At 67.3% G+C, this 20,025-nt stretch carries 27 protein-coding genes; 11 read left to right on the top strand and 16 right to left on the bottom strand.

The window, feature by feature from the left end:
• Window positions 1–2: 2 nt before the first annotated feature.
• Entirely contained in the window at window positions 3–470 is a 468-nt protein-coding gene (locus MU521_RS02140; RefSeq protein WP_245681114.1) for a halocyanin domain-containing protein, read from the bottom strand.
• A gap of 225 nt (window positions 471–695) precedes the next feature.
• On the opposite strand from MU521_RS02140, the gene MU521_RS02135 reads away from it, so the two are divergent.
• Entirely contained in the window at window positions 696–1,916 is a 1,221-nt protein-coding gene (locus MU521_RS02135) for a TIGR04347 family pseudo-SAM/SPASM protein (RefSeq protein WP_092687454.1), read from the top strand.
• Between the two features lie 12 nt (window positions 1,917–1,928).
• Here the strand turns inward: MU521_RS02135 and MU521_RS02130 are convergent, their stop codons facing one another.
• From MU521_RS02130 to MU521_RS02115, 4 genes are all read right to left on the bottom strand, one after another.
• The gene (locus MU521_RS02130) at window positions 1,929–2,330 is read right to left on the bottom strand and encodes a DUF4260 domain-containing protein (RefSeq protein ID WP_092686448.1); all 402 of its coding nucleotides are present in this window, start codon (window positions 2,328–2,330) and stop codon (window positions 1,929–1,931) included.
• 61 nt (window positions 2,331–2,391) lie between these two features.
• Window positions 2,392–4,755, bottom strand: a complete 2,364-nt coding sequence (locus tag MU521_RS02125) for a DEAD/DEAH box helicase (RefSeq protein WP_092686449.1) — start codon at window positions 4,753–4,755, stop codon at window positions 2,392–2,394.
• A 73-nt stretch (window positions 4,756–4,828) separates the two neighbouring features.
• Window positions 4,829–5,515: a halocyanin domain-containing protein gene (locus tag MU521_RS02120; protein WP_092686450.1), complete on the bottom strand. Its 687-nt coding sequence runs from the start codon at window positions 5,513–5,515 to the stop codon at window positions 4,829–4,831.
• Between the two features lie 97 nt (window positions 5,516–5,612).
• A complete protein-coding gene (locus MU521_RS02115; protein WP_092686451.1) occupies window positions 5,613–6,050 on the bottom strand; it encodes a universal stress protein in 438 nt (145 codons plus the stop codon).
• Between the two features lie 134 nt (window positions 6,051–6,184).
• Here MU521_RS02115 and MU521_RS02110 point away from each other — a divergent pair, with 134 nt between their 5' ends.
• A complete protein-coding gene (locus MU521_RS02110) occupies window positions 6,185–6,961 on the top strand; it encodes an SCO family protein (RefSeq protein WP_092686452.1) in 777 nt (258 codons plus the stop codon).
• A gap of 29 nt (window positions 6,962–6,990) precedes the next feature.
• Here MU521_RS02110 and MU521_RS02105 read toward each other — a convergent pair whose 3' ends face one another.
• Together MU521_RS02105 and MU521_RS02100 are read right to left on the bottom strand one after the other, a co-directional pair.
• Window positions 6,991–7,284, bottom strand: coding sequence for a DUF7521 family protein (locus MU521_RS02105; RefSeq protein ID WP_175452722.1), 294 nt, complete (start codon window positions 7,282–7,284; stop codon window positions 6,991–6,993).
• Entirely contained in the window at window positions 7,281–7,658 is a 378-nt protein-coding gene (locus tag MU521_RS02100; RefSeq protein WP_092686453.1) for a winged helix-turn-helix domain-containing protein, read from the bottom strand. Before MU521_RS02100 ends, MU521_RS02105 begins: the two co-directional genes overlap by 4 nt.
• Window positions 7,659–7,896: 238 nt before the next feature.
• On the opposite strand from MU521_RS02100, the gene MU521_RS02095 reads away from it, so the two are divergent.
• Window positions 7,897–8,580, top strand: coding sequence for a PHP domain-containing protein (locus MU521_RS02095; protein ID WP_092686454.1), 684 nt, complete (start codon window positions 7,897–7,899; stop codon window positions 8,578–8,580).
• Window positions 8,580–9,695, top strand: coding sequence for an asparagine synthase C-terminal domain-containing protein (locus MU521_RS02090; RefSeq protein ID WP_394327217.1), 1,116 nt, complete (start codon window positions 8,580–8,582; stop codon window positions 9,693–9,695). Before MU521_RS02095 ends, MU521_RS02090 begins: the two co-directional genes overlap by 1 nt.
• A 61-nt stretch (window positions 9,696–9,756) precedes the next feature.
• On the opposite strand, the gene MU521_RS02085 is transcribed toward MU521_RS02090, so the two are convergent.
• Complete coding sequence (locus MU521_RS02085) at window positions 9,757–10,743, bottom strand: transcription initiation factor IIB (protein ID WP_092686456.1); 987 nt, start codon at window positions 10,741–10,743, stop codon at window positions 9,757–9,759.
• A gap of 216 nt (window positions 10,744–10,959) precedes the next feature.
• Here MU521_RS02085 and gatC point away from each other — a divergent pair, with 216 nt between their 5' ends.
• The gene (gatC, locus tag MU521_RS02080; protein WP_092686457.1) at window positions 10,960–11,238 is read left to right on the top strand and encodes an Asp-tRNA(Asn)/Glu-tRNA(Gln) amidotransferase subunit GatC; all 279 of its coding nucleotides are present in this window, start codon (window positions 10,960–10,962) and stop codon (window positions 11,236–11,238) included.
• Window positions 11,238–12,566 (top strand): Asp-tRNA(Asn)/Glu-tRNA(Gln) amidotransferase subunit GatA, encoded by a 1,329-nt coding sequence (gene gatA / locus MU521_RS02075; protein WP_092686458.1) that lies wholly within the window; start codon window positions 11,238–11,240, stop codon window positions 12,564–12,566. Before gatC ends, gatA begins: the two co-directional genes overlap by 1 nt.
• A gap of 55 nt (window positions 12,567–12,621) precedes the next feature.
• On the opposite strand, the gene MU521_RS02070 is transcribed toward gatA, so the two are convergent.
• The 6 genes from MU521_RS02070 to MU521_RS02045 all read right to left on the bottom strand — a co-directional run bounded on the left by MU521_RS02070 (window position 12,622) and on the right by MU521_RS02045 (window position 16,646).
• Complete coding sequence (locus tag MU521_RS02070; protein ID WP_092686459.1) at window positions 12,622–13,437, bottom strand: hypothetical protein; 816 nt, start codon at window positions 13,435–13,437, stop codon at window positions 12,622–12,624.
• Between the two features lie 93 nt (window positions 13,438–13,530).
• Entirely contained in the window at window positions 13,531–14,481 is a 951-nt protein-coding gene (locus MU521_RS02065; RefSeq protein WP_092686460.1) for an MBL fold metallo-hydrolase, read from the bottom strand.
• 103 nt (window positions 14,482–14,584) lie between these two features.
• Window positions 14,585–15,208: a DUF8127 domain-containing protein gene (locus tag MU521_RS02060; RefSeq protein WP_092686461.1), complete on the bottom strand. Its 624-nt coding sequence runs from the start codon at window positions 15,206–15,208 to the stop codon at window positions 14,585–14,587.
• 105 nt (window positions 15,209–15,313) lie between these two features.
• Window positions 15,314–15,658, bottom strand: a complete 345-nt coding sequence (locus MU521_RS02055; RefSeq protein ID WP_394327214.1) for a helix-turn-helix transcriptional regulator — start codon at window positions 15,656–15,658, stop codon at window positions 15,314–15,316.
• 25 nt (window positions 15,659–15,683) lie between these two features.
• On the bottom strand, window positions 15,684–16,424 hold the full coding sequence (locus tag MU521_RS02050) for an NRDE family protein (protein ID WP_092686463.1): 741 nt from the start codon (window positions 16,422–16,424) through the stop codon (window positions 15,684–15,686).
• Window positions 16,425–16,469: 45 nt separating this feature from the next.
• Window positions 16,470–16,646 (bottom strand): hypothetical protein, encoded by a 177-nt coding sequence (locus tag MU521_RS02045; RefSeq protein ID WP_175452723.1) that lies wholly within the window; start codon window positions 16,644–16,646, stop codon window positions 16,470–16,472.
• A gap of 83 nt (window positions 16,647–16,729) precedes the next feature.
• Between MU521_RS02045 and MU521_RS02040 the strand changes: the two genes are divergently transcribed.
• The 4 genes from MU521_RS02040 to MU521_RS02025 all read left to right on the top strand — a co-directional run bounded on the left by MU521_RS02040 (window position 16,730) and on the right by MU521_RS02025 (window position 18,805).
• Window positions 16,730–16,996 carry a hypothetical protein gene (locus MU521_RS02040; RefSeq protein ID WP_092686464.1) on the top strand — a complete coding sequence of 89 codons (267 nt, stop codon included), beginning with the start codon at window positions 16,730–16,732 and terminating at the stop codon, window positions 16,994–16,996.
• A gap of 78 nt (window positions 16,997–17,074) precedes the next feature.
• Window positions 17,075–17,308, top strand: a complete 234-nt coding sequence (locus MU521_RS02035) for a hypothetical protein (protein ID WP_092686465.1) — start codon at window positions 17,075–17,077, stop codon at window positions 17,306–17,308.
• Between the two features lie 100 nt (window positions 17,309–17,408).
• Complete coding sequence (locus MU521_RS02030) at window positions 17,409–18,113, top strand: metal-dependent transcriptional regulator (protein ID WP_092686466.1); 705 nt, start codon at window positions 17,409–17,411, stop codon at window positions 18,111–18,113.
• Window positions 18,110–18,805, top strand: coding sequence for a TMEM165/GDT1 family protein (locus tag MU521_RS02025; protein WP_092686467.1), 696 nt, complete (start codon window positions 18,110–18,112; stop codon window positions 18,803–18,805). The genes MU521_RS02030 and MU521_RS02025 overlap by 4 nt, the downstream gene beginning before the upstream one ends.
• Before the next feature lie 5 nt (window positions 18,806–18,810).
• Here the strand turns inward: MU521_RS02025 and MU521_RS02020 are convergent, their stop codons facing one another.
• Together MU521_RS02020 and MU521_RS02015 are read right to left on the bottom strand one after the other, a co-directional pair.
• Window positions 18,811–19,011, bottom strand: coding sequence for a hypothetical protein (locus MU521_RS02020; RefSeq protein WP_092686468.1), 201 nt, complete (start codon window positions 19,009–19,011; stop codon window positions 18,811–18,813).
• A 101-nt stretch (window positions 19,012–19,112) separates the two neighbouring features.
• Entirely contained in the window at window positions 19,113–19,355 is a 243-nt protein-coding gene (locus MU521_RS02015) for a HalOD1 output domain-containing protein (protein ID WP_092686469.1), read from the bottom strand.
• 131 nt (window positions 19,356–19,486) lie between these two features.
• Here MU521_RS02015 and MU521_RS02010 point away from each other — a divergent pair, with 131 nt between their 5' ends.
• A complete protein-coding gene (locus tag MU521_RS02010) occupies window positions 19,487–20,014 on the top strand; it encodes a hypothetical protein (protein ID WP_092686470.1) in 528 nt (175 codons plus the stop codon).
• Window positions 20,015–20,025 lie beyond the last annotated feature (11 nt).

Raw genomic sequence — 20,025 nt, 5'->3', positions numbered from 1 at the left:
CGCTACTCGACGATGACCGCGCCGTGCATGCCCAGCGCCTCGTGGGGAACGCAGTAGTAGGTGTAGTTGCCGGCCTCCTCGAAGGTGTGTGCGAAGGTCGCGCCGGCGCTGGACTGGCGCTCGCTCTCGAACGCGTCGTCGGTCGAAACGACGTTGTGCTGGCCGCCGTTGCCCGTCCAGACCCACGTCACTTCCGTCCCGGCCGAGACCACGGCTGCGGCGGGGTCGAAGGCGTACCCTCGGTCCCCGGCACCGACGCTGATCTCGACGGTATCCTGGCCGGTCATGTCGGCCGCGGAGCCGTCGTACCCGTTCGCGTCGTTGTCGCTCAGGTAGGTGTCGACTTCGCCAGGAACGCTGGCACCGCCACCGCCGCTCGTGGTGGTGTTGTTCCCGTCGCCGCCGTCGTCGCCGCCGTCACCGTTGTTCCCGCCACCGCTACAACCTGCCAGCGCGCCGGCCACTGTCATCGCTCCGATACCACGCACGAACGTACGTCTCTCCATCTCACTGGTCACCTCGGTAGGCACTCAGTGGTGGACACGGGTAAAGAGAAGGATCCGTTCCCAGGGTGTGAGAACGCACAGTGGCTGTTTGTGAACGTGTTCCCTTCGCTCACGTATGTGGCCGAGACTGCAGACTCGCGCCCGCAGTATCGTGGGTCCCGACCGGTCGCCGACGGCAGGGGTGGACCGATGATCTCGGTCAGCAAACTCCTCTGTGACCTGGACGCGGAGGGCGACGGTCTGCGGTACGACGCCGCCGACGAGTCCGACCGCGAGCAGATCCGCGCGGAGAAACAGCGCCGCCCGGTCGTCGTCTGGAACACGACCAAACAGTGCAACCTCTACTGTGACCACTGCTACGCCGCCGCCGACACCGAGTGTGCCCCCGGCGAACTCTCGACGACCGAGGGTAAACGCCTCCTCGACGACCTGGCCGACTACGGCGTGCCCGTGGTCCTGTTCTCGGGTGGCGAACCCCTCGTCCGCGAGGACCTCGAAGAACTCGTCGCCTACGCCGCCGACGCGGGAATTCGCCCCGTCCTCTCGACCAACGGGACGCTCATCACCGAGGAGCGCGCCCGCGACCTGAAAGCCGCCGGCCTCAAGTACGCCGGCGTCTCCGTCGACGGCCTCCCCGAGCGCAACGATGCGTTCCGCGGGGAGGAGGGGGCGTTCGACGCCGCGCTCCGGGGGATCGAGGCCTGCCAGTCGGCCGGCCTCAAGACCGGGCTTCGCTATACGATCACCGAGGCCAACGCCGACGACCTCGAAGACGTGGTCGCCCTGCTCCACGAGGCCGGCCTCGACCGGTTCTGTTTCTACCACCTCGACTACGGCGGCCGCGGCGACGAGATCCGGGACGTCGACCTCACGCCCGCCGAGCGCCGCGAAGCCGTCCGGACCGTCTGTGACATGACCCGCGAGTACCACGCCCGCGGCGAGGAGATCGAGACCCTGCTCGTCGGTAACTACGCCGACGCCGGATTCCTCGTCGAGTACGCCCGCGAGCACCTGAGCGAGGCCGCCGCCGAGCGGATCTACCGGTACCTGCAGGTCAACGGCGGCGACCCGACCGGCGAGCGCGTCGCGGACGTGGACTACCAGGGCAACGTCCACCTCACGCAGTTCTGGCAGAACTACTCGCTGGGCAACGTCAGAGACCGCCCGTTCGGCGCGATCTGGGAGGACGAGTCGAACCCGCTCCTGCGGAAACTGCGCAACCGCGAGGCCCATCTCAAAGGCAAGTGCGCCGACTGTGCCTACCAGTCCGTCTGTCGCGGTGGCTCCAGACTCCGCGCCCTGTCGGTCCACGACGACCCGTTCGCCCCCGATCCGCAGTGTTACCTCCACGACGACGAGATCGAGGGGGGCAGTCCGGTCTTCGACACCGGGCCGGAACCGGCGGACTGATCGACCCCCACCTCAGTCGCTCGGCTCCGGCTCGACGGTCGGAGCGGTCCCTGACCCGGCCACGCCCGTCCGGCTCAGGTGCGTATCCCCGAATCCGCTCGGGTACTTCAGCCCGTAGCCGACGGCTCGGTCGACACCGATGTGGGCCGTCCACACCAGCGCGACGGAGACTGCCAGCGGCGCGGCCCACCAGACGCCGGCGGCCCCGAGCAGGAGCGGCCCGACGTACGTGTGTGCGGCGTTGTAGAGTCGGCTCCCGCTCGCCGGGCTTGCGAGGTACCCGACCATCGCGAGGTCGGGGGCGAGCGCCAGCAGGAGAAACAGCCAGAGTGGGCCGCCGAGCCAGAAGTACGCCGCCGTCGCGACGCCGAAAATCGCCACCCCTTCCGCTCTGAGTATCGGTCGCGGGTCCATGTCATAGTCACGCGCGTCGAGGAGATATAGCTATCTGCCACGCCTGGCGGCCGGATAGTGGCTATCGGTCCGTGTCGCCAACCTCGTCCAGTTCCCGGAGCAGGTCCAGCGCCAGGTCCTTGTCCAGCGGGTCGTTGGCGTTCCCGCAGTGGGGCGACTGGACGCAGGCTGGACAGCCGTCGGCGCAGTCACAGGAGGCGACCATCCGGCGGGTCGTCGACACGAGCGATCCGATGTCGGCGTAGGCGCGTTCGGTCAGGCCGACGCCGCCGGGGTAGCCGTCGTAGACGAAAATCGTCGACTGGTCGGTGTGAGGATGCAGGGGCGTCGATAGCCCACCCACGTCCCGGCGGTCACAGAGCAACTCGGCGGGCATCATGGCGATCATCGCGTGTTCTGCGGCGTGGATGCCGCCCCCGAACGCCTCGTCGGTGTCGGCGGTCTCGCTCCGTTCGGCCGCCCGCTCGCGCATCGCTCGTTCGACCGGTTCGGGGACGGTGAAGTAGAACGCCCGCGTCTCCAGCGTCGTCTCGGGCAGGTCGAGCGCGAACCGCCCCAGGGGTTCGCCGCTGGAGCCGTCCCGGCGCTCGTAGCCCGTGATCTGCTTGCGCATCGTCACGTCGGCCAGCCGCAGAGTACTGTCCTCGCGCCCGGGCATCGGTCGCTCGTCGTGGTCGTCCTCGACGGTGATCGTCTTGTCGTGGAGGACCTGCGTGTAGTAGTCGGCGTGGGTCTGCGAGAGTTCGGCCACGCCCAGATCGAGGTCCAGGTCGACCACCTCGTAAGTCCGGCCCTGGTGGTGGTAGATCGCGCCCGGGTGGGCGTCGCGCAGGGCGTCGCCGAAGGGGAGTTTCGCGACGGTGTCGCCGCTGGCGCGGTCCCGCAACTGGACCTGCTGGTCGTCGATGGTCCGGAGGCTCATCTCGTGCTGGGGACTGCCGTCGCCGTCGTAGAGCCAGCGGATGCCGGCGTCGGTCTCCCGCCGGTCGAGGTCGCCCGTTTCGGTCAACTCGGTCACGACTTCGGGGAACTCCGGCCCGAAGTGTCGGTCGTCGGTGGGCGTCAGCCAGGTTTCGCGGGCGGCCGAGCAGACGTGTCCGGGCATGAGCTGGCGGTTCTCCGGGTTCGAGATGGCTCGCTCCGGCTCGGCCTGGAGGAACTCGGTCGGATTCCGCATGAAGTACTGATCCAGCTGGTCCTCGCCGCCGACGAGGACGACGAGGCTCGGGTCCGTGCCACGACCCGCCCGGCCGGCCTGCTGGAAGGCCTGCATCCGGGTGCCGGGATAGCCGTCGAGCAAGACGGCGTCGAGGCCGCCGATGTCCACGCCGAGTTCGAGCGCGTTCGTGCTCCAGACGCCCCGGACTTCGCCGGACTGGAGTCCCTCCTCGACCGACCGACGGCGCTCGTTGGTCAGCGCCGCCTGGTATGCCGTCACCGTCTCCGCGGCGTCGCGGTCGCCACGTCGGCGCAACTCGTCGGCGCTCTCGGTGGCGTAGCGCTCGGCGGTCTGGCGCGAGCGGGTGAAGACGACGGTCTGGAAGCCACGGCTCACGAGGTCGACGAACAGCCGTTTCGTCTCGGTGTGGCTGGACTTTCGGCGGCCGCTCCCCCACCCGTTGTCTTCGTACTCCGGCGGATTCCAGAACAGCCAGTGGGTCGGCCCCGTCGCGCTCTCGTCGTCGGTGAGTGCGGACAACGACGACTCGGACCGGCCTGTCACGGTCGCGGCGTGTTCGACCGGGTTGCCGATGGTCGCCGAACAGCAGACGTACTGCGGCGACGAGTCGAACCGTTCGCAGACCCGATTGAGGCGGCGCATCACGAGGCCGACCTGACTGCCGAACACGCCCCGGTACTCGTGGACCTCGTCGATCACGACGGTCTCCAGGCGCTCGACGAACCACTCCCACAGGCGGTGGCTGTGGGGCAGGATGCCGTAGTGGAGCATGTCCGGCGTCGTGAGCAGGACCGTGGGCTGGCGCTCGCGAATGTCTCGCTTCTCGGATTTGGACTGGCGGCCGGTGTACTGGGCGACGGTCACCCGACTGCCGAAGCCGAGGCCGTGCGCGAGGTCCTGGAGGGCGTCGGTCTGGTCCTCGATGAGCGCGACCTGCGGGGCGATATAGAGGGTACAGCCGGTGTGATCCAGCGCGCGCTCGAAGGCGGGGATGGTGTAGGCCAGACTCTTGCCGCTGGCGGTGTCGGTCGCCAGCACCACGTCGTCACCGTCGCGGACGCGCTCGACTGCGGCCGCCTGGTGGCCGTACAGCCGCTCGATTCCCTGCTTTTCGAGCGCGGTGGCCAGGCGATCCGGGAGGTCCAGATCGGCGAACGTCGCGTCGTGGCCGGGGACCGTCTCGTGGTGGGTGAGCTGCCCATCGTAGTAGGGGCGGTCGCGGAGCCAGCGGATCGTCTCGTCCACGAACCGGATTACGGGGCGACGGTGCTAACTGTTTCGTCGGTCGCGGGCGGTTCGATGGCGTGGATCCGGTCGCCTACGAGTCGATCCGCTTGAGATCGTCGTCGCCGGAGGTACCGCCGCCGAGTTTGTCGCTGTTGAGCGAGAGGTGGATCGCGAACAGGATCGGCGAGAGGATGCCCAGCACGATGGCGACGCCCATCGCCAGCAGGCCGTCCGTCAGGACGAGTTTGCCGCCGCCGTGTTCGCCGCCACCGTGCTCGCCGCCCATGGCCGCCTCGCCCACGACGACGACGCCCTGCATGATGCCGGCGTGGGGCTCACAGAGGTACTTGACGACGCCGGTTTCCTCGAAGGTCTGTTCGAAGGTCGCACCGACCTCGCTGGTCGGCTCGCCGCTGTCGAAGTCGCGGTTCTCGCCGACGACGTTGTGACGACCGCCCTGCCACTCCCAGGTGACTGTCGTGCCCGGGTCGACACGGACGGCGGGTGGACTGAACACGAGGCCGTTGCCGCCGACCCCGATGGTGATCGAGTCCTGGCCCGTCATGTCGACGACTTCGCCGTCGTAGTTGGTCGTGTCCGACAGCCAGCCGTCGAACGTCGGCCCGCCGGACTCGGTTGCCGTCCCGTCCTGTGCCGTCGCCGTGCCGATCGCACCGGCCGCGACGCCCGCCGCCGCCGCGCCCGTCGCCGCCGTCCGCAGAAAGCCGCGACGACTGGCCGCCGACCCGTCTGATTCGCTCGAACGTTCGGTGTGCATACCCGTCGGTTTTTCACCATCCTGTATAAGCCCGACTAAACGTGACAGGGGTTGGGAACACCTTTCATACCTGCAAGAAAGTCGAGTCGAGCGCGCCTCAGCGAATGATCGTGACGGGACAGTGCGCCCGCCTGAGGACCGTTTCGGCGACACTGCCCAGCAAGATCCGAGAGACGCCCGAGCGGCCGTGGCTCCCCATGACGATGTGATCGACCGACTCGGTGTCGGCGAACTCGACGATGCTCCGCGCTGGCTTGCCAAGCGTGGTCTCCGTCTCCAGGGTCACACCGTACTCGTCGGCGGTCGCCTGCGCGTCCTCGAACAGCCGTTCGGCGTTTTCTTCCTCGTTCTCGTACCAGTCTTCCCAGTAGCCCGGGAGCGACGCCTCCATCGGCGCGCCGTAGCCCGCCTCGACGAAATCCAGGACGTGCAGGACGGTAATCGTCGCGTCCTCGGCGTACTCGTCGAGGGTGAACTCCAGCGCTCGGTCGGACAGCGGCGAGGCGTCCAGGGGCACCAGCACGTGATCGGTCATACTCCATCTTGGCGTTCGCCCGGATTAGTATCCGTCGAGATTCCAGCACTCCGGGAATCGCCGTCCGTGCGCTCGCCGCACACGAGCGCGGGAGAACGCGACGCTTTAGCCCGTCCAGTCGCAACGTCCGCACGATGGACAGACGACAGTACCTCCGGACCGCCCTCGGCGCGACGGCGGGAACGGTCGCGGTTGCCGGGTGTCTCGGTGGAGGCAGTTCGGCCGACGAGTACCCCAATATGGAACTGCCCAAACAGGAGATGTCGTTCGACGCGGAAGACGTGCGGTTTCCGGCGTGGGGCCAGCGGATTCCGGCCGCGACGCTCCCGCGGGCGCTGGGCGAGGGTGAGATGTCGACGCGAGGGTTCGACAAACCGCTCGCGCTGACGTTCATCTTCAGCAACTGCATGACCGCCTGCCCGCTGCTGACGCAGGCGCTCGTCTCCGCACAGGGGACGGCCCTCGAGGAGGGCTGGGGCGACGCCGTCGAATTCGCCGAGATTACGTTCGACCCGGCGCGGGACACCCCCGAACGCCTCCGGACGTACGCCGAGGAGCGCAACGTTGCGCTCGACGCTGGCAACTGGACGTTCCTCCGCCCCGAAACGGAAGCCCGGGCGAGGGCAGTCGTCCAGGCGGAGTTCGGCGTCCACTTCGAGAAGGTGTACCCGGACGAGAACGGGACGGTGGCCGGATCGACGGCGACCGACACGGACGCCGGCAGTTCGACGCCGTCGACGGCGACCGCGTCCGCACCGGACGACTCGGAGGGCTACATGTTCACGCACCGCTCGCTCATCCTGCTAGTCAACGCCGAGGGCTACGTCGAACGCTTCTGGCGGGGCGACGAGGCGACCTCGACGGCGGCCGCGGAACTCCCCGACGCGATGAATCGCCTCAGAACCGCCTGAGTTCGGCCCCGACTGCCGACGACCCGAACCTACCGGGCGTACAGCGAGTAGACGATGACGCCGAAGCCAAGCGCCGTCAGCCCCGTCTCGGCGATGATCGCGTACTCCCGGGGGAGCGACAGGCCGAGGTCGAACACGCCGGCCAGGAGGCTCCCGAGGGTAACGACCGCGAACCCGAGCGCGAGCAAGCCGAGGGGTCTCGCGCCGGTTCGGCGGAAGGCCTTGTACGAGAAGAACGTGATCATCGCGCCCAGCACGAGTGTCACCGTCTTGAGCGCGGTGATGACCGTCGGCAGGTGGACGAGGGGATAGAGTTCGATCACGTTTCTTTACGCACCTCCGACCAGAGATCGCGCAGTCGCTCGTCCGCGGTCCGGGGGACCCGGCTGATCCCGACCTCGAACGCCCGGTCGTCGTCGAGCGCGACCACGACTTCCTCGAAGTCCACCTCGTACTGGCTGGCGTGTTGCCCGTCGGGACGGATCTCCATGCCCTCCCGGAGCAGGGACGCCTCGGTCAACAGATCCAGTTTCCGGTAGGTGGTCGAGAGAGGGACGTCACAGGCCTCGGAGATCTCTTCGGCTGTCATGGGTTCGTCGAGGTTCCGGACGATGGCTCGACACTTCGGGTCGTCCAGCGCGTCGAGCACGTCCTGTAGATCAGGCTGGTCCTCGTCCGCGAACGGGTCTCGGACCATGTGTCCGCATCTGAACGGGCGACGCTTATAATCGCTCCGACACGCGACCGCCGAGAGCGGCCCTGCGGCCACGTTTCCCCGCCCGCTCGAGGAACATGTTCGAGCGCCGGGGGATCCCGAGCGCGGCTCGACGCACCTGTCACCCGACCGGTCGGAGCCGTGCAGTTCCCGGGCGCGTCGGCGGACGCGTGGCTGACGGACCGGTTCGCTTTTGACAGGCCCGGGTCAATGGTCGGACGTGCTCGCCGCCGAGTTGCACTCCCACTCGTCGCTGTCTCACGACGGCCGTGATCCCATCGAACTGCTTCTGGGACAGGCCCAGGCCATCGGACTGGACGCGCTGGCCGTCACCGATCACGACGAGATCGAGGCCAGCCTGGCGGCCGTCGAGAGGGCCGAGGCGTACGGCCTCGTCGGCATCCCCGGCATGGAAGTCTCGACGGCCGCCGGCCACGTCCTCGCGCTGGGAGTGCGCGAAGCGGTCCCGCCAGGACTCTCCTTCGGCGAGACGCTGGACCGCATCCGCACGCTCGGCGGCATCGCCGTCGTCCCACACCCGTTCCAGGAGTCCCGCAGCGGCGTCCTCGCGAACATCTCACAGGAGACGCTGACGGCCGCCGACGCTATCGAGGTGTACAACTCCCGCCTGCTGACGGGCCGGTCCAACCGCCAGGCCGAGCGGTTCGCCCGCCGCAACGGGATGCCCATGACCGCCGGGAGCGACGCCCACATCAGCGAGATGATCGGCCAGGCCGTCACCCGGATCGACGCGGCCGAGCGGAGCGTCGACGCCATTCTGGAGGCCATCCGGGAGGGCCACACCACCGTCGAAGGCAAGCGCACGCCCTGGCGGATCAGCTTTCGGCAGGCCGCTGGCGGCGTCAAGCGTCGCGTCGCGCGCCGCCTCTCCGATTTGCGATGATCCACGGTGCCGACCCGACGACCGTTCGCGCCGCACTCGACGGTGGCGGCCCACTGCCCGGGACCCGCGGATTCGCCGGACGACTCGACGCCGAGGACGGAGCGCCTCGGCTGGTCCGGGACGTTCTCGGCCGTTACCCCTGTTTCACCGAGGCCGACGATCACACGACGTGGAGTTTCGACCCCCGAGATCTGACCGATCCCGCCCCCGTTCCGGCGGGGCACGTACGAACCCAGAGCGGCGACGAGCAGGTTTGGACGCTGCCGGACCCGCCCGCGACCGACGACGACGCGGCGGCCATCGAGGCAGTCCGGGCGGCGGTCGCCGCCAGTACCGCCGCGGTCGACGCGGAGAGCCTCGCAGTCGCGTTCTCCGGGGGCGTCGACTCGGCGATTCTGGCCGCCCGACTGGACGCGCCGCTGTACGTCGCGGGTTTTCCCGACAGTCACGACGTTGACGCCGCCCGCTCGGCCGCCGCGGCGATGGATCGTGACCTCACCGTCGTCGAACTCACGCACGAGGACATCGAACGGGCGGTCCCGGAACTGGTCCGCGCGACCGGCCGGGCCAACGCGATGGACGTGGGGATCGCGCTCCCCCTCTATCTCGTGGCCGAGCAGGTCGCCGCCGACGGCTACGACCGGCTCGCTGTGGGGCAGGGGGCCGACGAACTGTTCGGCGGCTACGCCAAAGTCGCGAAAGCGCCCGACGACCCGCGCGTCGACGCCGAGACGGTCCGGGGTGCGCGCCGCGAAGTCGTGACCACGCTCCCCGACCAGCTCGAACGGGACGTGCTCGCACTGCGGGCCGCGGGCGTCGAACCCGTCCCGCCGTTGCTGGACGACCGGGTGGTCGAAGCGGCGCTCCCGTTGCCCGGGACTCTGCTCGTCGCTGACCCCAAACCGGGCGCGGACCGCGGGGACGCCGAGCGGAAGGTCGCACTCCGGCGGGCAGCCGAGCCGTGGCTCCCCGAGACGGTTGCGGGCCGGGACAAGAAAGCCGTCCAGTACGGGAGTCTGGTCAGCCGCGAACTCGACCGACTGGCCCGACAGGCCGGCTACAAGCGCCGGATGGACGATCACGTCACGAAGTACGTCCGGTCGCTGGTGGAGTGACCGTCGGTGATCGCGTTGCCGTCGCTGTCGGGCACTGCGACAGCGAGAGGAGAGCGGTGAGTTACTGGGAGACTGTGTCTTCGGCTTCCAGCAGTTCGTGGTAGCGGTTACGGATGGTGACCTCGGAGATGGATGCGACCTCCGAAACCTCGGACTGGGTGACCTTCTCGTTGGCCAGCAGCGAGGCGGCGTAGACGGCGGCCGCCGCGAGGCCGACCGGGGACTTCCCGGAGTGGACGCCCTTCTCCTTGGCGGAACTCAGCAGGTCCCGCGCCCGGCGCTCGACTTCCTCCGAGAGGTCGAGGTCCGAGGCGAAGCGGGGGACGTAGCTCTCGGGATCGGCGGGCTGGATCTCCAGACTCAGTTCCCGGACGACGTACCGGTAGGTCCGGGCGATCTCGTCCTTGTCGACCCGTGAGACCGAGTCGATCTCGTCGAGACTGCGCGGTGTGCCTGCCTGTCGCGCGGCGGCGTACAGCGAGGCTGTCGCGACGCCCTCGATGGAGCGGCCGGGCAAGAGGTCCTCGTCCAGCGCGCGGCGATAAATGACGCTGGCGGTCTCCCGGACGTTCTCGGGCAGGCCGAGCGCCGAGGCCATACGGTCGATCTCGCCGAGAGCCTGCTTGAGGTTGCGTTCCTTGGAGTCGCGGGTCCGGAACCGCTCGTTCCAGGTACGCAGTCGCTGCATCTTCTCGCGCTGGCGCGAGGACAAGGAGTTACCGTAGGCGTCCTTGTCCTGCCAGCCGATGTTGGTCGAGAGCCCCTTGTCGTGCATCATGTTCGTGGTCGGGGCACCGACCCGGCTCTTCTCGTCTTTTTCCTGAGCGTCGAAGGCGCGCCACTCCGGCCCGGGGTCGACTTCGTCCTCGGAGACGACCAGTCCACAGTCCTCACAGACCGTCTCGCCCCGCTCGGAGTCGTTCGCTAGCGAGCCGCCACACTCCGGACAGGCGACCTGTTCCTCGCTTTCCCGTTCGTCCGATTCCGTCGGCTCTTCACGCGTGCGCTCGCGCTCGCCCGAATACTCTCTGATGGTGGTGTCGGTCATTGGTTGAATCGGCGGGCACTGGTGCCCGGAAAACTCTCTAATGCGTTATTGTGTTGTGGATCCGCCGACTTAAAACTTTCGGCATCTTGAGCGTCCGTACGTGCCGATTTCGGCCGTTGAACGCGCTGCGTCGCGCGAGCGCGCTCGCGTGTGAAGCGCCGGAGCGAAAGCCCGAGTATCGAAACCCTTACCGCCAGTCCGGGCCTCGCCGCGAACATGAGCGATTCGGCCGTCGAACCCGAGGACGTGCGCCACGTCGCCTCGCTGGCCCGCGTCGACCTCGACGACGAGGAGGTCGACCGGTTCGTCGAGCAGTTCGCGGACATCCTCGACTACTTCGAGACGCTGGACGAGGTCCCGGAAGTCGACTCCGAGACGGACCTCGCGAACGTGATGCGAGCAGACGAGGTCCGCGACTCCCTCGATCAGGACGAGGCGTTGCGAAACGCCCCCGAGAGCGAGGCGGGCTTCTTCAAGGGGCCGAAGGTCTCCTAATGTCGCACAACGCCTATATCACCGACGAGCGGATCGAGAGCGACGACGACGGCCCGCTGGCCGACCGTACCGTCGCAGTCAAGGACAACATCTCCACGGAGGGGGTCCGCACCACCTGCGGCTCGGCGATGCTCGACGAGTACGTCCCACCCTACGACGCGACGGTCGTCCAGCGCCTCAAATCGGCCGGTGCGACCATCACGGGCAAGACCAACATGGACGAGTTCGGGATGGGCACGACCACCGAAACGTCCGCGTTCGGCCCGACCGAGAACCCTGCCGCGCCGGGCCACGTCCCCGGCGGTTCCTCCGGGGGCTCCGCGGCGGCCGTCGCCGCGGGCGAGGCGGACCTCGCCCTCGGCACGGACACCGGCGGCTCCGTGCGCTGTCCCGCCGCGTTCTGTGGCGTCGTCGGCATCAAACCCACCTACGGCCTGGTCTCGCGGTACGGCCTCATCGCCTACGCCAACTCGCTGGAACAGATCGGCCCCATCGCACCGTCCGTCGAGGCGGCCGCCGAACTGCTGGAAGTGATCGCCGGTCCCGACGACCGCGACGCGACGACCCGGGAGGCAAGCGAGGCGCGAAGCACCTCGGATACGCGAGCGGGCGAAGCCCGCGAGCGCGAGGAGGGCGCAGACACCGACTACGCCGCCGCCGCGGACGGCGACGTCGAGGGCATGGAGATCGGGATTCCGACGGAACTGGTCGAGGGTGCCGACGAGGCAGTCGTCGAGACCTTCTGGGACGCCATCGACGACCTCGAAGCCCAGGGGGCCAGTTACCACGAGGTCGACCTGCCGTCGGTCGAACACGCCGTCGAGGCCTACTACGTGATCGCCATGTCCGAGGCCTCCTCGAACCTCGCGCGGTTCGACGGCGTCCGCTACGGTCCCAGCCCCGACTACGAAGGCAACTGGAACGAGGAGTTCGCCGGCGTCCGCGAGGAAGGCTTCGGCGAGGAGGTCAAGCGCCGCGTCCTGCTGGGCACCTACGCCCTCTCGGCGGGGTATCACGACAAGTACTACAAGAAAGCTCAGGACGCCCGCGCCTGGGTGAAACAGGACTTCGACGAGGCCCTGAGCGAGGCGGACGTGCTGGCCTCGCCCACGATGCCCGTCCCGCCGATGGAGATGGGCGAGAGCCTGTCCGATCCGCTCACGATGTATCTGGCGGACGCGAACACGACCCCGGTCAATCTGGCGAACCTGCCCGCCATCTCGGTTCCGGCGGGCGAGACCGACGACGGCCTCCCCGTCGGGATGCAGTTCGTCGGCCCCGCGTTCGGCGAGACGGAGATTATTCGGGCCGGGAGCGCGCTGGCGTAGCCGACGATGGTTTCACTCCGATTGAGGGACTGTTTCGCGAGGACTCAGGGGGCGATCAGACGATCAACTCGGCCTCGTCGAGGAACTCGCCCTTGATTCGTTCGACTTCGGGCCCTTCCGGGACCAACCCGGGTTTCGTGGCGGGCTCGTCGAAGCGGTCCGGGTCCGGTGTGACCGAGTCGAGGACTTCCGAGAACACGGGGCCGTCTCGACCGGTGACGTGAACGAAGCCGCCGTACTGCCACTCTCGGGCGTGCGACGCCGTCGGGTCCGGGAACGCCGCCCGGATCAGACTGGTTCGCTCGCGGATGTACTCGGCCGCTTTCCGCTGTGAGTACTGGCATTCCGCGTGGTATCGGTCTCGATAGCGGGCGTCGAGGTCAGTCTCGTCGTGTTTGGCTGACTCGTAACGGATCGCGTCGCCGGTCACGTCACCGTCGAAGAAACTGAAGTTCACCGTGAACGAGTCCGGGTAGCGAAGGACGGTCAGCACGCAGATGTCGTCGTCGACGGTGAATCGTTCCTGCAGCCGGCAGTAACACTCCTGATAGTAGACGGCGAGCGCGCCGATCCAGTCGTCACGCTCGCCACGGAGATACTCGTCGGCGACGGCGTGATACTCCTCGCCGACGAGCTGCTGGAGCCGGTGTTTGAATCCCTGGCTCATCTCGTCGAGTTCGTACTCGTAGGCGTCGGTGAGCGGCACGTCGGGATCGGCGAGTAACTCCGCCTTCCGGTCACCGGCGTCCGCGATGCGGTGCATGTTCTCGTGGAGCGTTCGCTCGGCGGCTACGTCCGGCAGCGGTACCCTGACGGCCTGCCGAGCGAGAATGTCCGTCCCGCGGCCCAGTCGCTGTCGCCAGTCGTCCATTTCCCGTCCTGTGATTCCGCCGTGACCTTCAAAACTGTCGTGACGGACTCACCGGTCGATGCGAACGAAACTGCCGGACGGCTCTCGTTCCGATCACTCCGTCGTCGGTCGCTCCCGGTCGCCCGTCGCCGCTCCCTCCTGCTGGTCCAGATACGTCACCGCCCCCGAGAAGTTCATCCGGAGTTCACCGTACTCCAGGTCGTCGCTCCAGCCCTCTGGCACGTCGTTCGCTCCGAGCAGGTGTTTGAACGCCGCGCGGTCGTCGTCCTGCCGGCGGCGCGTCTGTGCGACCCGGGCGACCCAGGCTTTCAACACGTCGGCGTAAGCGTCGAGCGCACCGTCCGCTGGCCGGGGGCCGAAGTGGCTGTACAGGAGGGTTTCGGCGTCGATATCGCGGAGTAACTCGATGTCGTCGAGACACTGGTCGAGATCGAACGTGGGCGGCGGCGTCGCGACCCGGGCGGTGTCGAACTGTTCGTAGAAACAGCCCAGCACGTCGGCGGTGAACACGGCGTCGTTGGCCGGATCGTGGTAGAACATCTGGTGAGTGGCGTGGCCCGGGGCGTGGTGGACGGCGAGTTCGTGGTCGCACAGGTCGATCACGTCGCCGTCGGTCACCTCGCGAATCCGATTCTCGGGAACGGACTCCGGTTCCGCGTAGAACTGCCAGCCGGACTCGCCGACGACCTGTTTCGTGCCGGCGACCAGTGTCGACGGGTCGACGAGGTGGGGCGCCCCCTGTTCGTGGACCACCACCTCCGCGTTCGGGCACGCCGCGGCGAGTTCCCCGGCCCCACCGGCGTGATCGAGGTGGACGTGCGTGAGCGCGATTACCTCGATCTCCTCGCGACTGATCCCCAGTTCGTCCAGCGCGGACAGCACGCGGTCGGTGTGTTTCCCGATCCCCGACTCGATGATCGCCGGCCGCTCGCCGTCCAGCAGATACACCGACGTGTGCCCCGGCACTTCGTACACGCCTGGGTCGACGTAGTACAAATCGGTGCAACGCTCCGTCTCCACACGACGCATGTCCCCAATTCCCATGGTGTCTGGTAAATTCCCCCGTTATAATGAATGTAATGAAGCAAGCAATCTACATGGCGTCGTTTCCCGGCACTTTTGATCGACCCAGTGTCAAATATCGGTATCACTCGTCGGTTCGGCCTTCGATGCGGAGTCGGTGGCCGCGGGCCAGCAGTGCGAGCCCCGCGAGCGCGCCGACCGTCGAGAAGCCCCAGCGGCCCGCCACGCCGCCGGATTGCCCGGCACGGCTCACGTAGCAGTACTTGCCCCCGTCGAGGACGTACCGGCCGGTCCCGTACTCGACGGTCGACCGTGCCGACCCCTGCCGGACTGCACGGGCGAGTGGCGCGGGGGCGTCGTGCAGGTCGTCGCCGACGGTTTCGAGGACGGTTCGGGCCGCGACCAGTTCCAGTGAGACCGTCGTGGTCCCGTTGTTCTCGCTCACCGTCCGCCGGAAGTACCCGGCGTCGAGGCGGACGAAGGGATCGGTTGGGCCCTCGTACCTCGTCGTGTCGACCGTGAGGGTACCGGTCGCTGCGACGTGTTCTTCGAGGAGACATCCCCAGGACGGCGAGCGTGTCAATTCACCGCACCCGACACTTCGGACACCGCTGACGGTGATCACGCTCCGAGATTCGTCGGGCACGATTCCGATGGGGTCGCCGGTGCCGTTGACGGTAACCTCGCAAGCCCGATACCGGTGTCGCGGGCCGCCGAGGTCGAAAGCACCGACGGCGATGGGGATCACACCGGCAGGAGGCCGACGACCGGATAGAAAGCGACGCTCGTTCGTTCTGCGGGGGACCAGTCGCGGGCGACCAGTCCGGCCGGACTCACGCCACCGCGATGACAGTTACTCCTCGTAGGCGAGGTTCATGACCCACTGGGAGAAGGCGTCCGAGTGGGGGTCGACCTCCTCGTCACCGATGAACGGGGAGAGCATGTCGCCGGCCATCAACAGGGAGAAGTTCAGGTCGCGGGGTGCGGGAGTGAGGTGATATGTGTTGTGGCCCTCGTAGACGGTCTCCTCGCGCTGGATGAGACCCTTGTCGGCCAGTGACTCGACGATGCGGCTCCCCTTGCGGGAGGAGACGTCGAGTTCCTTCCAGAATTCGCTCTGGTGGATGCCACCGGTCTCCCGGACGAGTTCGAGGCCGCCGCGCTCGTCCTCGGTGAGTTCGGATTCGGGCGTAACCATACCCATCTCTGGGACTGTCTGCGGTTTAAAACTGACTTTCGACCGGCCGATACTCGGTCTCGCATGGTGGGCCGTCGGCGAACCGGTAGCGGCTCCCCTCCGGCCCGATGGTCAGAAGCGACGACGAACGCGTCCCGAACCGATCCCGGTGGATACAGACGCCGTACTCGTGATCGCTGATCACGTCGGCGGCGCGCTCGATCCACGCGCCGGCCTGCTCGCCGGGTTCGGGTCGGAGTTCGGTCCGGACTGCGGCGGCGTTCTCGCCCTGCCTCCGGCCGTCCTCGGACTTCTCGTCGGGAATCCGCCAGTCGCCGTCCGCGCCGACGTTGACGACGACGTGGACACCGGGCTGGAAGTTCCGGACCGCGAGCTGGCCGTCCCACTCCAGCAGGACGGCGGCGTCCCCGTCGGCCACGACGAGATTGAATCCCTCGAACTCGTGGTCGCGAACCTCGCTCTCCACGAACCGGGCGGCCTCCTCGGCGCTCTCCTGCCGGAGCGCGTCCCGCGTGAGCAGGCCGCGGGAGCGCTCGCCTGCCAACTCGGCGTCGGTCCAGCGGTTCGTGATGCCGACGAACAGCCCGTGTTCGTTGTGCCCGATCCAGGTCCCGCCGGCCTCGCTGTCACGCGGCGCGATCACCGCGGGACCGTCGCCGAGCCGTTGCGGTGGCTCGGAGGGGCGGTCGACCATCTCGTCGCGGTTCGCCGCGACGGCGACGGGCGTGTCGGCGAACACCTGCCAGGCGAGAACGAGTGTGCACACGATCCGTGATTGGGTCTCGGTCGAATTAAATTGTCTGGCTGGTGATTACGGGATCTCGACGGTGATACCCCCGGACTGGCCCTCCCGGAAGTAGTTGTCGTCGACGACCCGGTAGTCACCGCTCGGGAGACAGCCATCTTCCGGACCAGCGAGTAGCGTGTACGACTCACTCTCTTCGCAGTTAGTTGCGGGCCGAACACCCGATACCCGCCAGCGAACCACCGAACCAGCGCCAACTGCTCACACACCTTCGACAGCCGTGGGCGTAGTAACACATATCTCACTGGAATACCGTATCTAGTCCAATGCGTATCAAAGACAAACCTGCCACGCCGACCCCGAGTCGCCTCCTCGGGACCATCCTCTTGGTCGGCGGCGGGATCTTCATCGGGGACTTCTTCTGGGCCATCGCAACGTACTCGCCGTCGATCCAGTCTGCTGGACCGACGGTATGGACCGTGCTGACCGCCGGCATCCTCGCCGGCTCGGTTCTCGTGGGCGTGGGCGTCGCGACGGTGTTGCACTCGACCGGCCACATGAAAATCGCCACGAATCTGGACTGGGGCCTGTAGACGGTAGCGTCGCCTCGACCGCCGATCAGCCGCTGTCTGACCCCCGAACGTAAGTGTATCCACGCCGTTCGAGTGGCCATGAGTGAGGAACGGGGGCCAGTCGTCGCGAAAACGACAGGGGTCAGATGCGAGTCCTATCCCGACGAGTGCGCGTTCGCGATGCAGGCGGGCGTGTTCAACGAGGATACCGGTGCAGGGGCCATCCTTCGCTCCTTGCGTCCGACCGGCTGTTGTCCGACCTGCGGGAACCAGCTCGAATCGTGGGAGCCGGCGTTCCCGTCCGTCGCGCCGGGTCGCCCCGGCGAGTGGTGAGCCGCTGAGTCCCACGCTCGCGTCCGACGTTCTATCAGTGATAACCAAATTGTTCGAAGGACCAGGCTTATGAATTAGAGACGTCTAATCTTAGCCAAGAATGCTCAGCGACGTGATGGAGGACTATCTGAAGGGGATATACGAACTCCAGCGCGAGCACGAGGCACCCGTCAAGACGTCACTGATCGCGGAGTCGCTGGACGTGACGGCCCCGACGGTCACCAGTATGATGGAGAAACTGGCGGAACGAGGCCTCGTCGCACGCGAGAAGTACAAGGGTGTGGAGCTGACCGACGAGGGCGAGACGGTGGCCGTCGAGATCATCAGACACCACCGGCTACTGGAGGCGTTTCTCGTCGATCATCTCGACTACGAGTGGACCGAGGTCCACGAGGAAGCCGACGTGCTGGAACACCACATCAGCGAGGAGTTCGAGGCCCGGATCGCCGAGCGACTGGGCGACCCCGCGGTCGATCCACACGGCGATCCGATCCCGGAAGCCACGCTGGAACCGCCGGCCGCCGACGAGACCCGGTCACTCGCCGACTTTTCGGTCGGCGACCGTGTCGTCGTCGCCCGGGTCCGAGACCGTAACGAGGACGAACTGGAGTATCTGGCCGAGGCCGGCATCGTCCCCGGCCGCCAGCTCGTCATCGAGGAGAAGGCACCCATCGGCACGATGACTGTCTCCCACGAGGACGGCCGCCAGACCCTCCCCGACGACGTCGCCGCGACGATCAGGGCCGAGCCGGCGGAGACCGACACCGACGAGCGGCCCGACAACCGCCACGCCTCCGAGCCATGACCGGGTTCTTCGAGATCATGGTGGTCGCGATGGCCACCCAGCTGGCCGTGCTGCCGGGCGAAAAGGTGCAGTTTCTCATCTCGGGACTCTCGACGCGGTACAATCCGCTCGTGGTCGTCTCCGCAGCGGGGACCGCCTTCGCCGGCTGGACCGCCCTCGAAATCTGGTTCGGGCAGGCGATCAAGGGCGCGCTGCCCGAGGTCTATCTGAGCGCGATCACCGCCGCGCTCTTCCTGTTTTTCGCGGTCGCGCTCTGGCGGTCCGCACCGTCCCCCGATGCACAGCCGATGGGCACGGACGGGTCTGGCGTCAACGCCGTCGAAGGATACGAACTGCCGGTGATCGGGACGGTCCCGACCACGCTCGGGAGTTTCCTGCCGATCTTCAGCATGATGGCCGTCGGCGAGTTCGGTGACAAGACCCAACTGGTCACCATCGGGCTCGCCATCCAGTACGGCGCACACCCGGCCATCTGGGTGGGCGAGATGTTGGCGATCATCCCCGTCAGCATCGCCAACGCCGTGTTTTTCTATCGGTTCTCCCACCGGTTCGACCTCCGGAAGGCCCACTTCTTCGGGGCCGGTCTGTTCGCCTTCTTCGGCCTCGATACGGTGCTGTCGATCACGGTCGGCTTCTCCGTCTGGGAGCAGGTCGTCCAGACGGTGAGTACGGCCGTCATCAGCCTGTTATAGACCGTTCACTCCATCTGCTCGGGCATCTGGAGCGCGCCGTAGACGAGCGAGAGGAGACAGAGCAGCAACACACCGACCGCGCCCAGGATGTCGTAGTTCGTCGCGAACGCCAGCGACGACCCGAGCAACAGACAGAGCAGCGCGACGGGGTACGCCGTCGACTGCGGAAGGGCTTCTAGGGCATCTCGCGGACGCTCGCTGAACATCTACGTAGTGTATCTTCCGCTACCTATTTGAGTTCTGTCATTGGTTCCTGACAGGAACGGGTCGAACAGAACGTCTCTCCCAGGCGCTCACGAATCCGATTTCAACCGTCGTCGTGGTTCGCTCTGAGCGAGACCGAGCGTTCGTGGTCTATCTCGACGGTGAACCCCTCGTAGTCGAAGCTGACGTGGCCGTTGCGGAGCACGGATCCGCCGGTGTCGTCGAACATCGATTCGAGCGCGTCGGGGTCGATCACGTCGTGAAGCGGTGTTAACGCTGCCGGGTCCACTTCCTTCTCGGCGGCTACCTTGCGAACGAGCGCGTAACTGATCGACTCGTCGGCCATAGACCACTTACCGAGTCCGCCCTCTTACCTGCTGTGGCTGACTGCTGTCGGATTACTGGGGAACGAACGACCCGCAGAACGGCTGCACGGCCACTTCACTCGACGCCCTCGAAGCCGTCGAGTTCGATGAGATGTACGAGTTCTACGGCTACTACAACGACCTGCTGGTCAGGTTGCACACCGAAAGCCTCCGCGTCGCCGACGTGCACCGGGCGGCGGCCTACGACGACGAGGAGAGCCACATCTCGCTGCCGACGTACGTCCCCCGCGTCTCTGCGATGTCGCTGACGAACTTCCTCGGTCGCCGCCGCGAGCAGTCCCTCCGCGGTCCAGCCTACCCCGCGTGGCTCTCGTACGCGACCGGACTCGTCACGGGGACGGTCGGCGTCGGCCCGGTGCTGGCGGAGACGGTCGCCGACGACGGGACGGCACGAAGCGTCGGCAACCGCCGCCGCTCGCGGTTGTCGGCTGTCTCGCATTCCTGCTGGGTGCGGTCCTCGGACGCGGCCGATTCGCCGACCGGACCGTCGTGGCCGGGCCACGGGCCGTCGACGTCGACGAGCGGATCGAGACCGACACCGCGACGACCGACGGTCACCAGCCCGAAGCCCCGGCGGACCGAGCGGGTGGTGTCCTCTGTTGTAGTCGTCAGCGGCTGACCGCGGACCGA

Source organism: Halorientalis regularis, from assembly GCF_023698535.1.
Lineage (GTDB): Archaea > Halobacteriota > Halobacteria > Halobacteriales > Haloarculaceae > Halorientalis > Halorientalis regularis.
The sequence above is the reverse complement of the archived record's forward strand: the minus strand, read 5'-3'. Positions and strand labels throughout refer to the sequence as shown.

Excerpts from the sequence above, each read along its gene's own strand:
- MU521_RS02140 (WP_245681114.1), bottom strand. The coding sequence starts at position 470 with ATGACAGTGGCCGGCGCGCTGGCAGGTTGTAGCGGTGGCGGGAACAAC.
- MU521_RS02135 (WP_092687454.1), top strand. The coding sequence starts at position 696 with ATGATCTCGGTCAGCAAACTCCTCTGTGACCTGGACGCGGAGGGCGAC.
- MU521_RS02130 (WP_092686448.1), bottom strand. The coding sequence starts at position 2,330 with ATGGACCCGCGACCGATACTCAGAGCGGAAGGGGTGGCGATTTTCGGC.
- MU521_RS02120 (WP_092686450.1), bottom strand. The coding sequence starts at position 5,515 with ATGCACACCGAACGTTCGAGCGAATCAGACGGGTCGGCGGCCAGTCGT.
- MU521_RS02115 (WP_092686451.1), bottom strand. The coding sequence starts at position 6,050 with ATGACCGATCACGTGCTGGTGCCCCTGGACGCCTCGCCGCTGTCCGAC.
- MU521_RS02110 (WP_092686452.1), top strand. The coding sequence starts at position 6,185 with ATGGACAGACGACAGTACCTCCGGACCGCCCTCGGCGCGACGGCGGGA.
- MU521_RS02100 (WP_092686453.1), bottom strand. The coding sequence starts at position 7,658 with ATGGTCCGAGACCCGTTCGCGGACGAGGACCAGCCTGATCTACAGGAC.
- MU521_RS02085 (WP_092686456.1), bottom strand. The coding sequence starts at position 10,743 with ATGACCGACACCACCATCAGAGAGTATTCGGGCGAGCGCGAGCGCACG.
- gatC (WP_092686457.1), top strand. The coding sequence starts at position 10,960 with ATGAGCGATTCGGCCGTCGAACCCGAGGACGTGCGCCACGTCGCCTCG.
- gatA (WP_092686458.1), top strand. The coding sequence starts at position 11,238 with ATGTCGCACAACGCCTATATCACCGACGAGCGGATCGAGAGCGACGAC.
- MU521_RS02070 (WP_092686459.1), bottom strand. The coding sequence starts at position 13,437 with ATGGACGACTGGCGACAGCGACTGGGCCGCGGGACGGACATTCTCGCT.
- MU521_RS02065 (WP_092686460.1), bottom strand. The coding sequence starts at position 14,481 with ATGGGAATTGGGGACATGCGTCGTGTGGAGACGGAGCGTTGCACCGAT.
- MU521_RS02055 (WP_394327214.1), bottom strand. The coding sequence starts at position 15,658 with ATGGTTACGCCCGAATCCGAACTCACCGAGGACGAGCGCGGCGGCCTC.
- MU521_RS02040 (WP_092686464.1), top strand. The coding sequence starts at position 16,730 with ATGCGTATCAAAGACAAACCTGCCACGCCGACCCCGAGTCGCCTCCTC.
- MU521_RS02035 (WP_092686465.1), top strand. The coding sequence starts at position 17,075 with ATGAGTGAGGAACGGGGGCCAGTCGTCGCGAAAACGACAGGGGTCAGA.
- MU521_RS02030 (WP_092686466.1), top strand. The coding sequence starts at position 17,409 with ATGCTCAGCGACGTGATGGAGGACTATCTGAAGGGGATATACGAACTC.
- MU521_RS02025 (WP_092686467.1), top strand. The coding sequence starts at position 18,110 with ATGACCGGGTTCTTCGAGATCATGGTGGTCGCGATGGCCACCCAGCTG.
- MU521_RS02020 (WP_092686468.1), bottom strand. The coding sequence starts at position 19,011 with ATGTTCAGCGAGCGTCCGCGAGATGCCCTAGAAGCCCTTCCGCAGTCG.
- MU521_RS02015 (WP_092686469.1), bottom strand. The coding sequence starts at position 19,355 with ATGGCCGACGAGTCGATCAGTTACGCGCTCGTTCGCAAGGTAGCCGCC.
- MU521_RS02010 (WP_092686470.1), top strand. The coding sequence starts at position 19,487 with ATGTACGAGTTCTACGGCTACTACAACGACCTGCTGGTCAGGTTGCAC.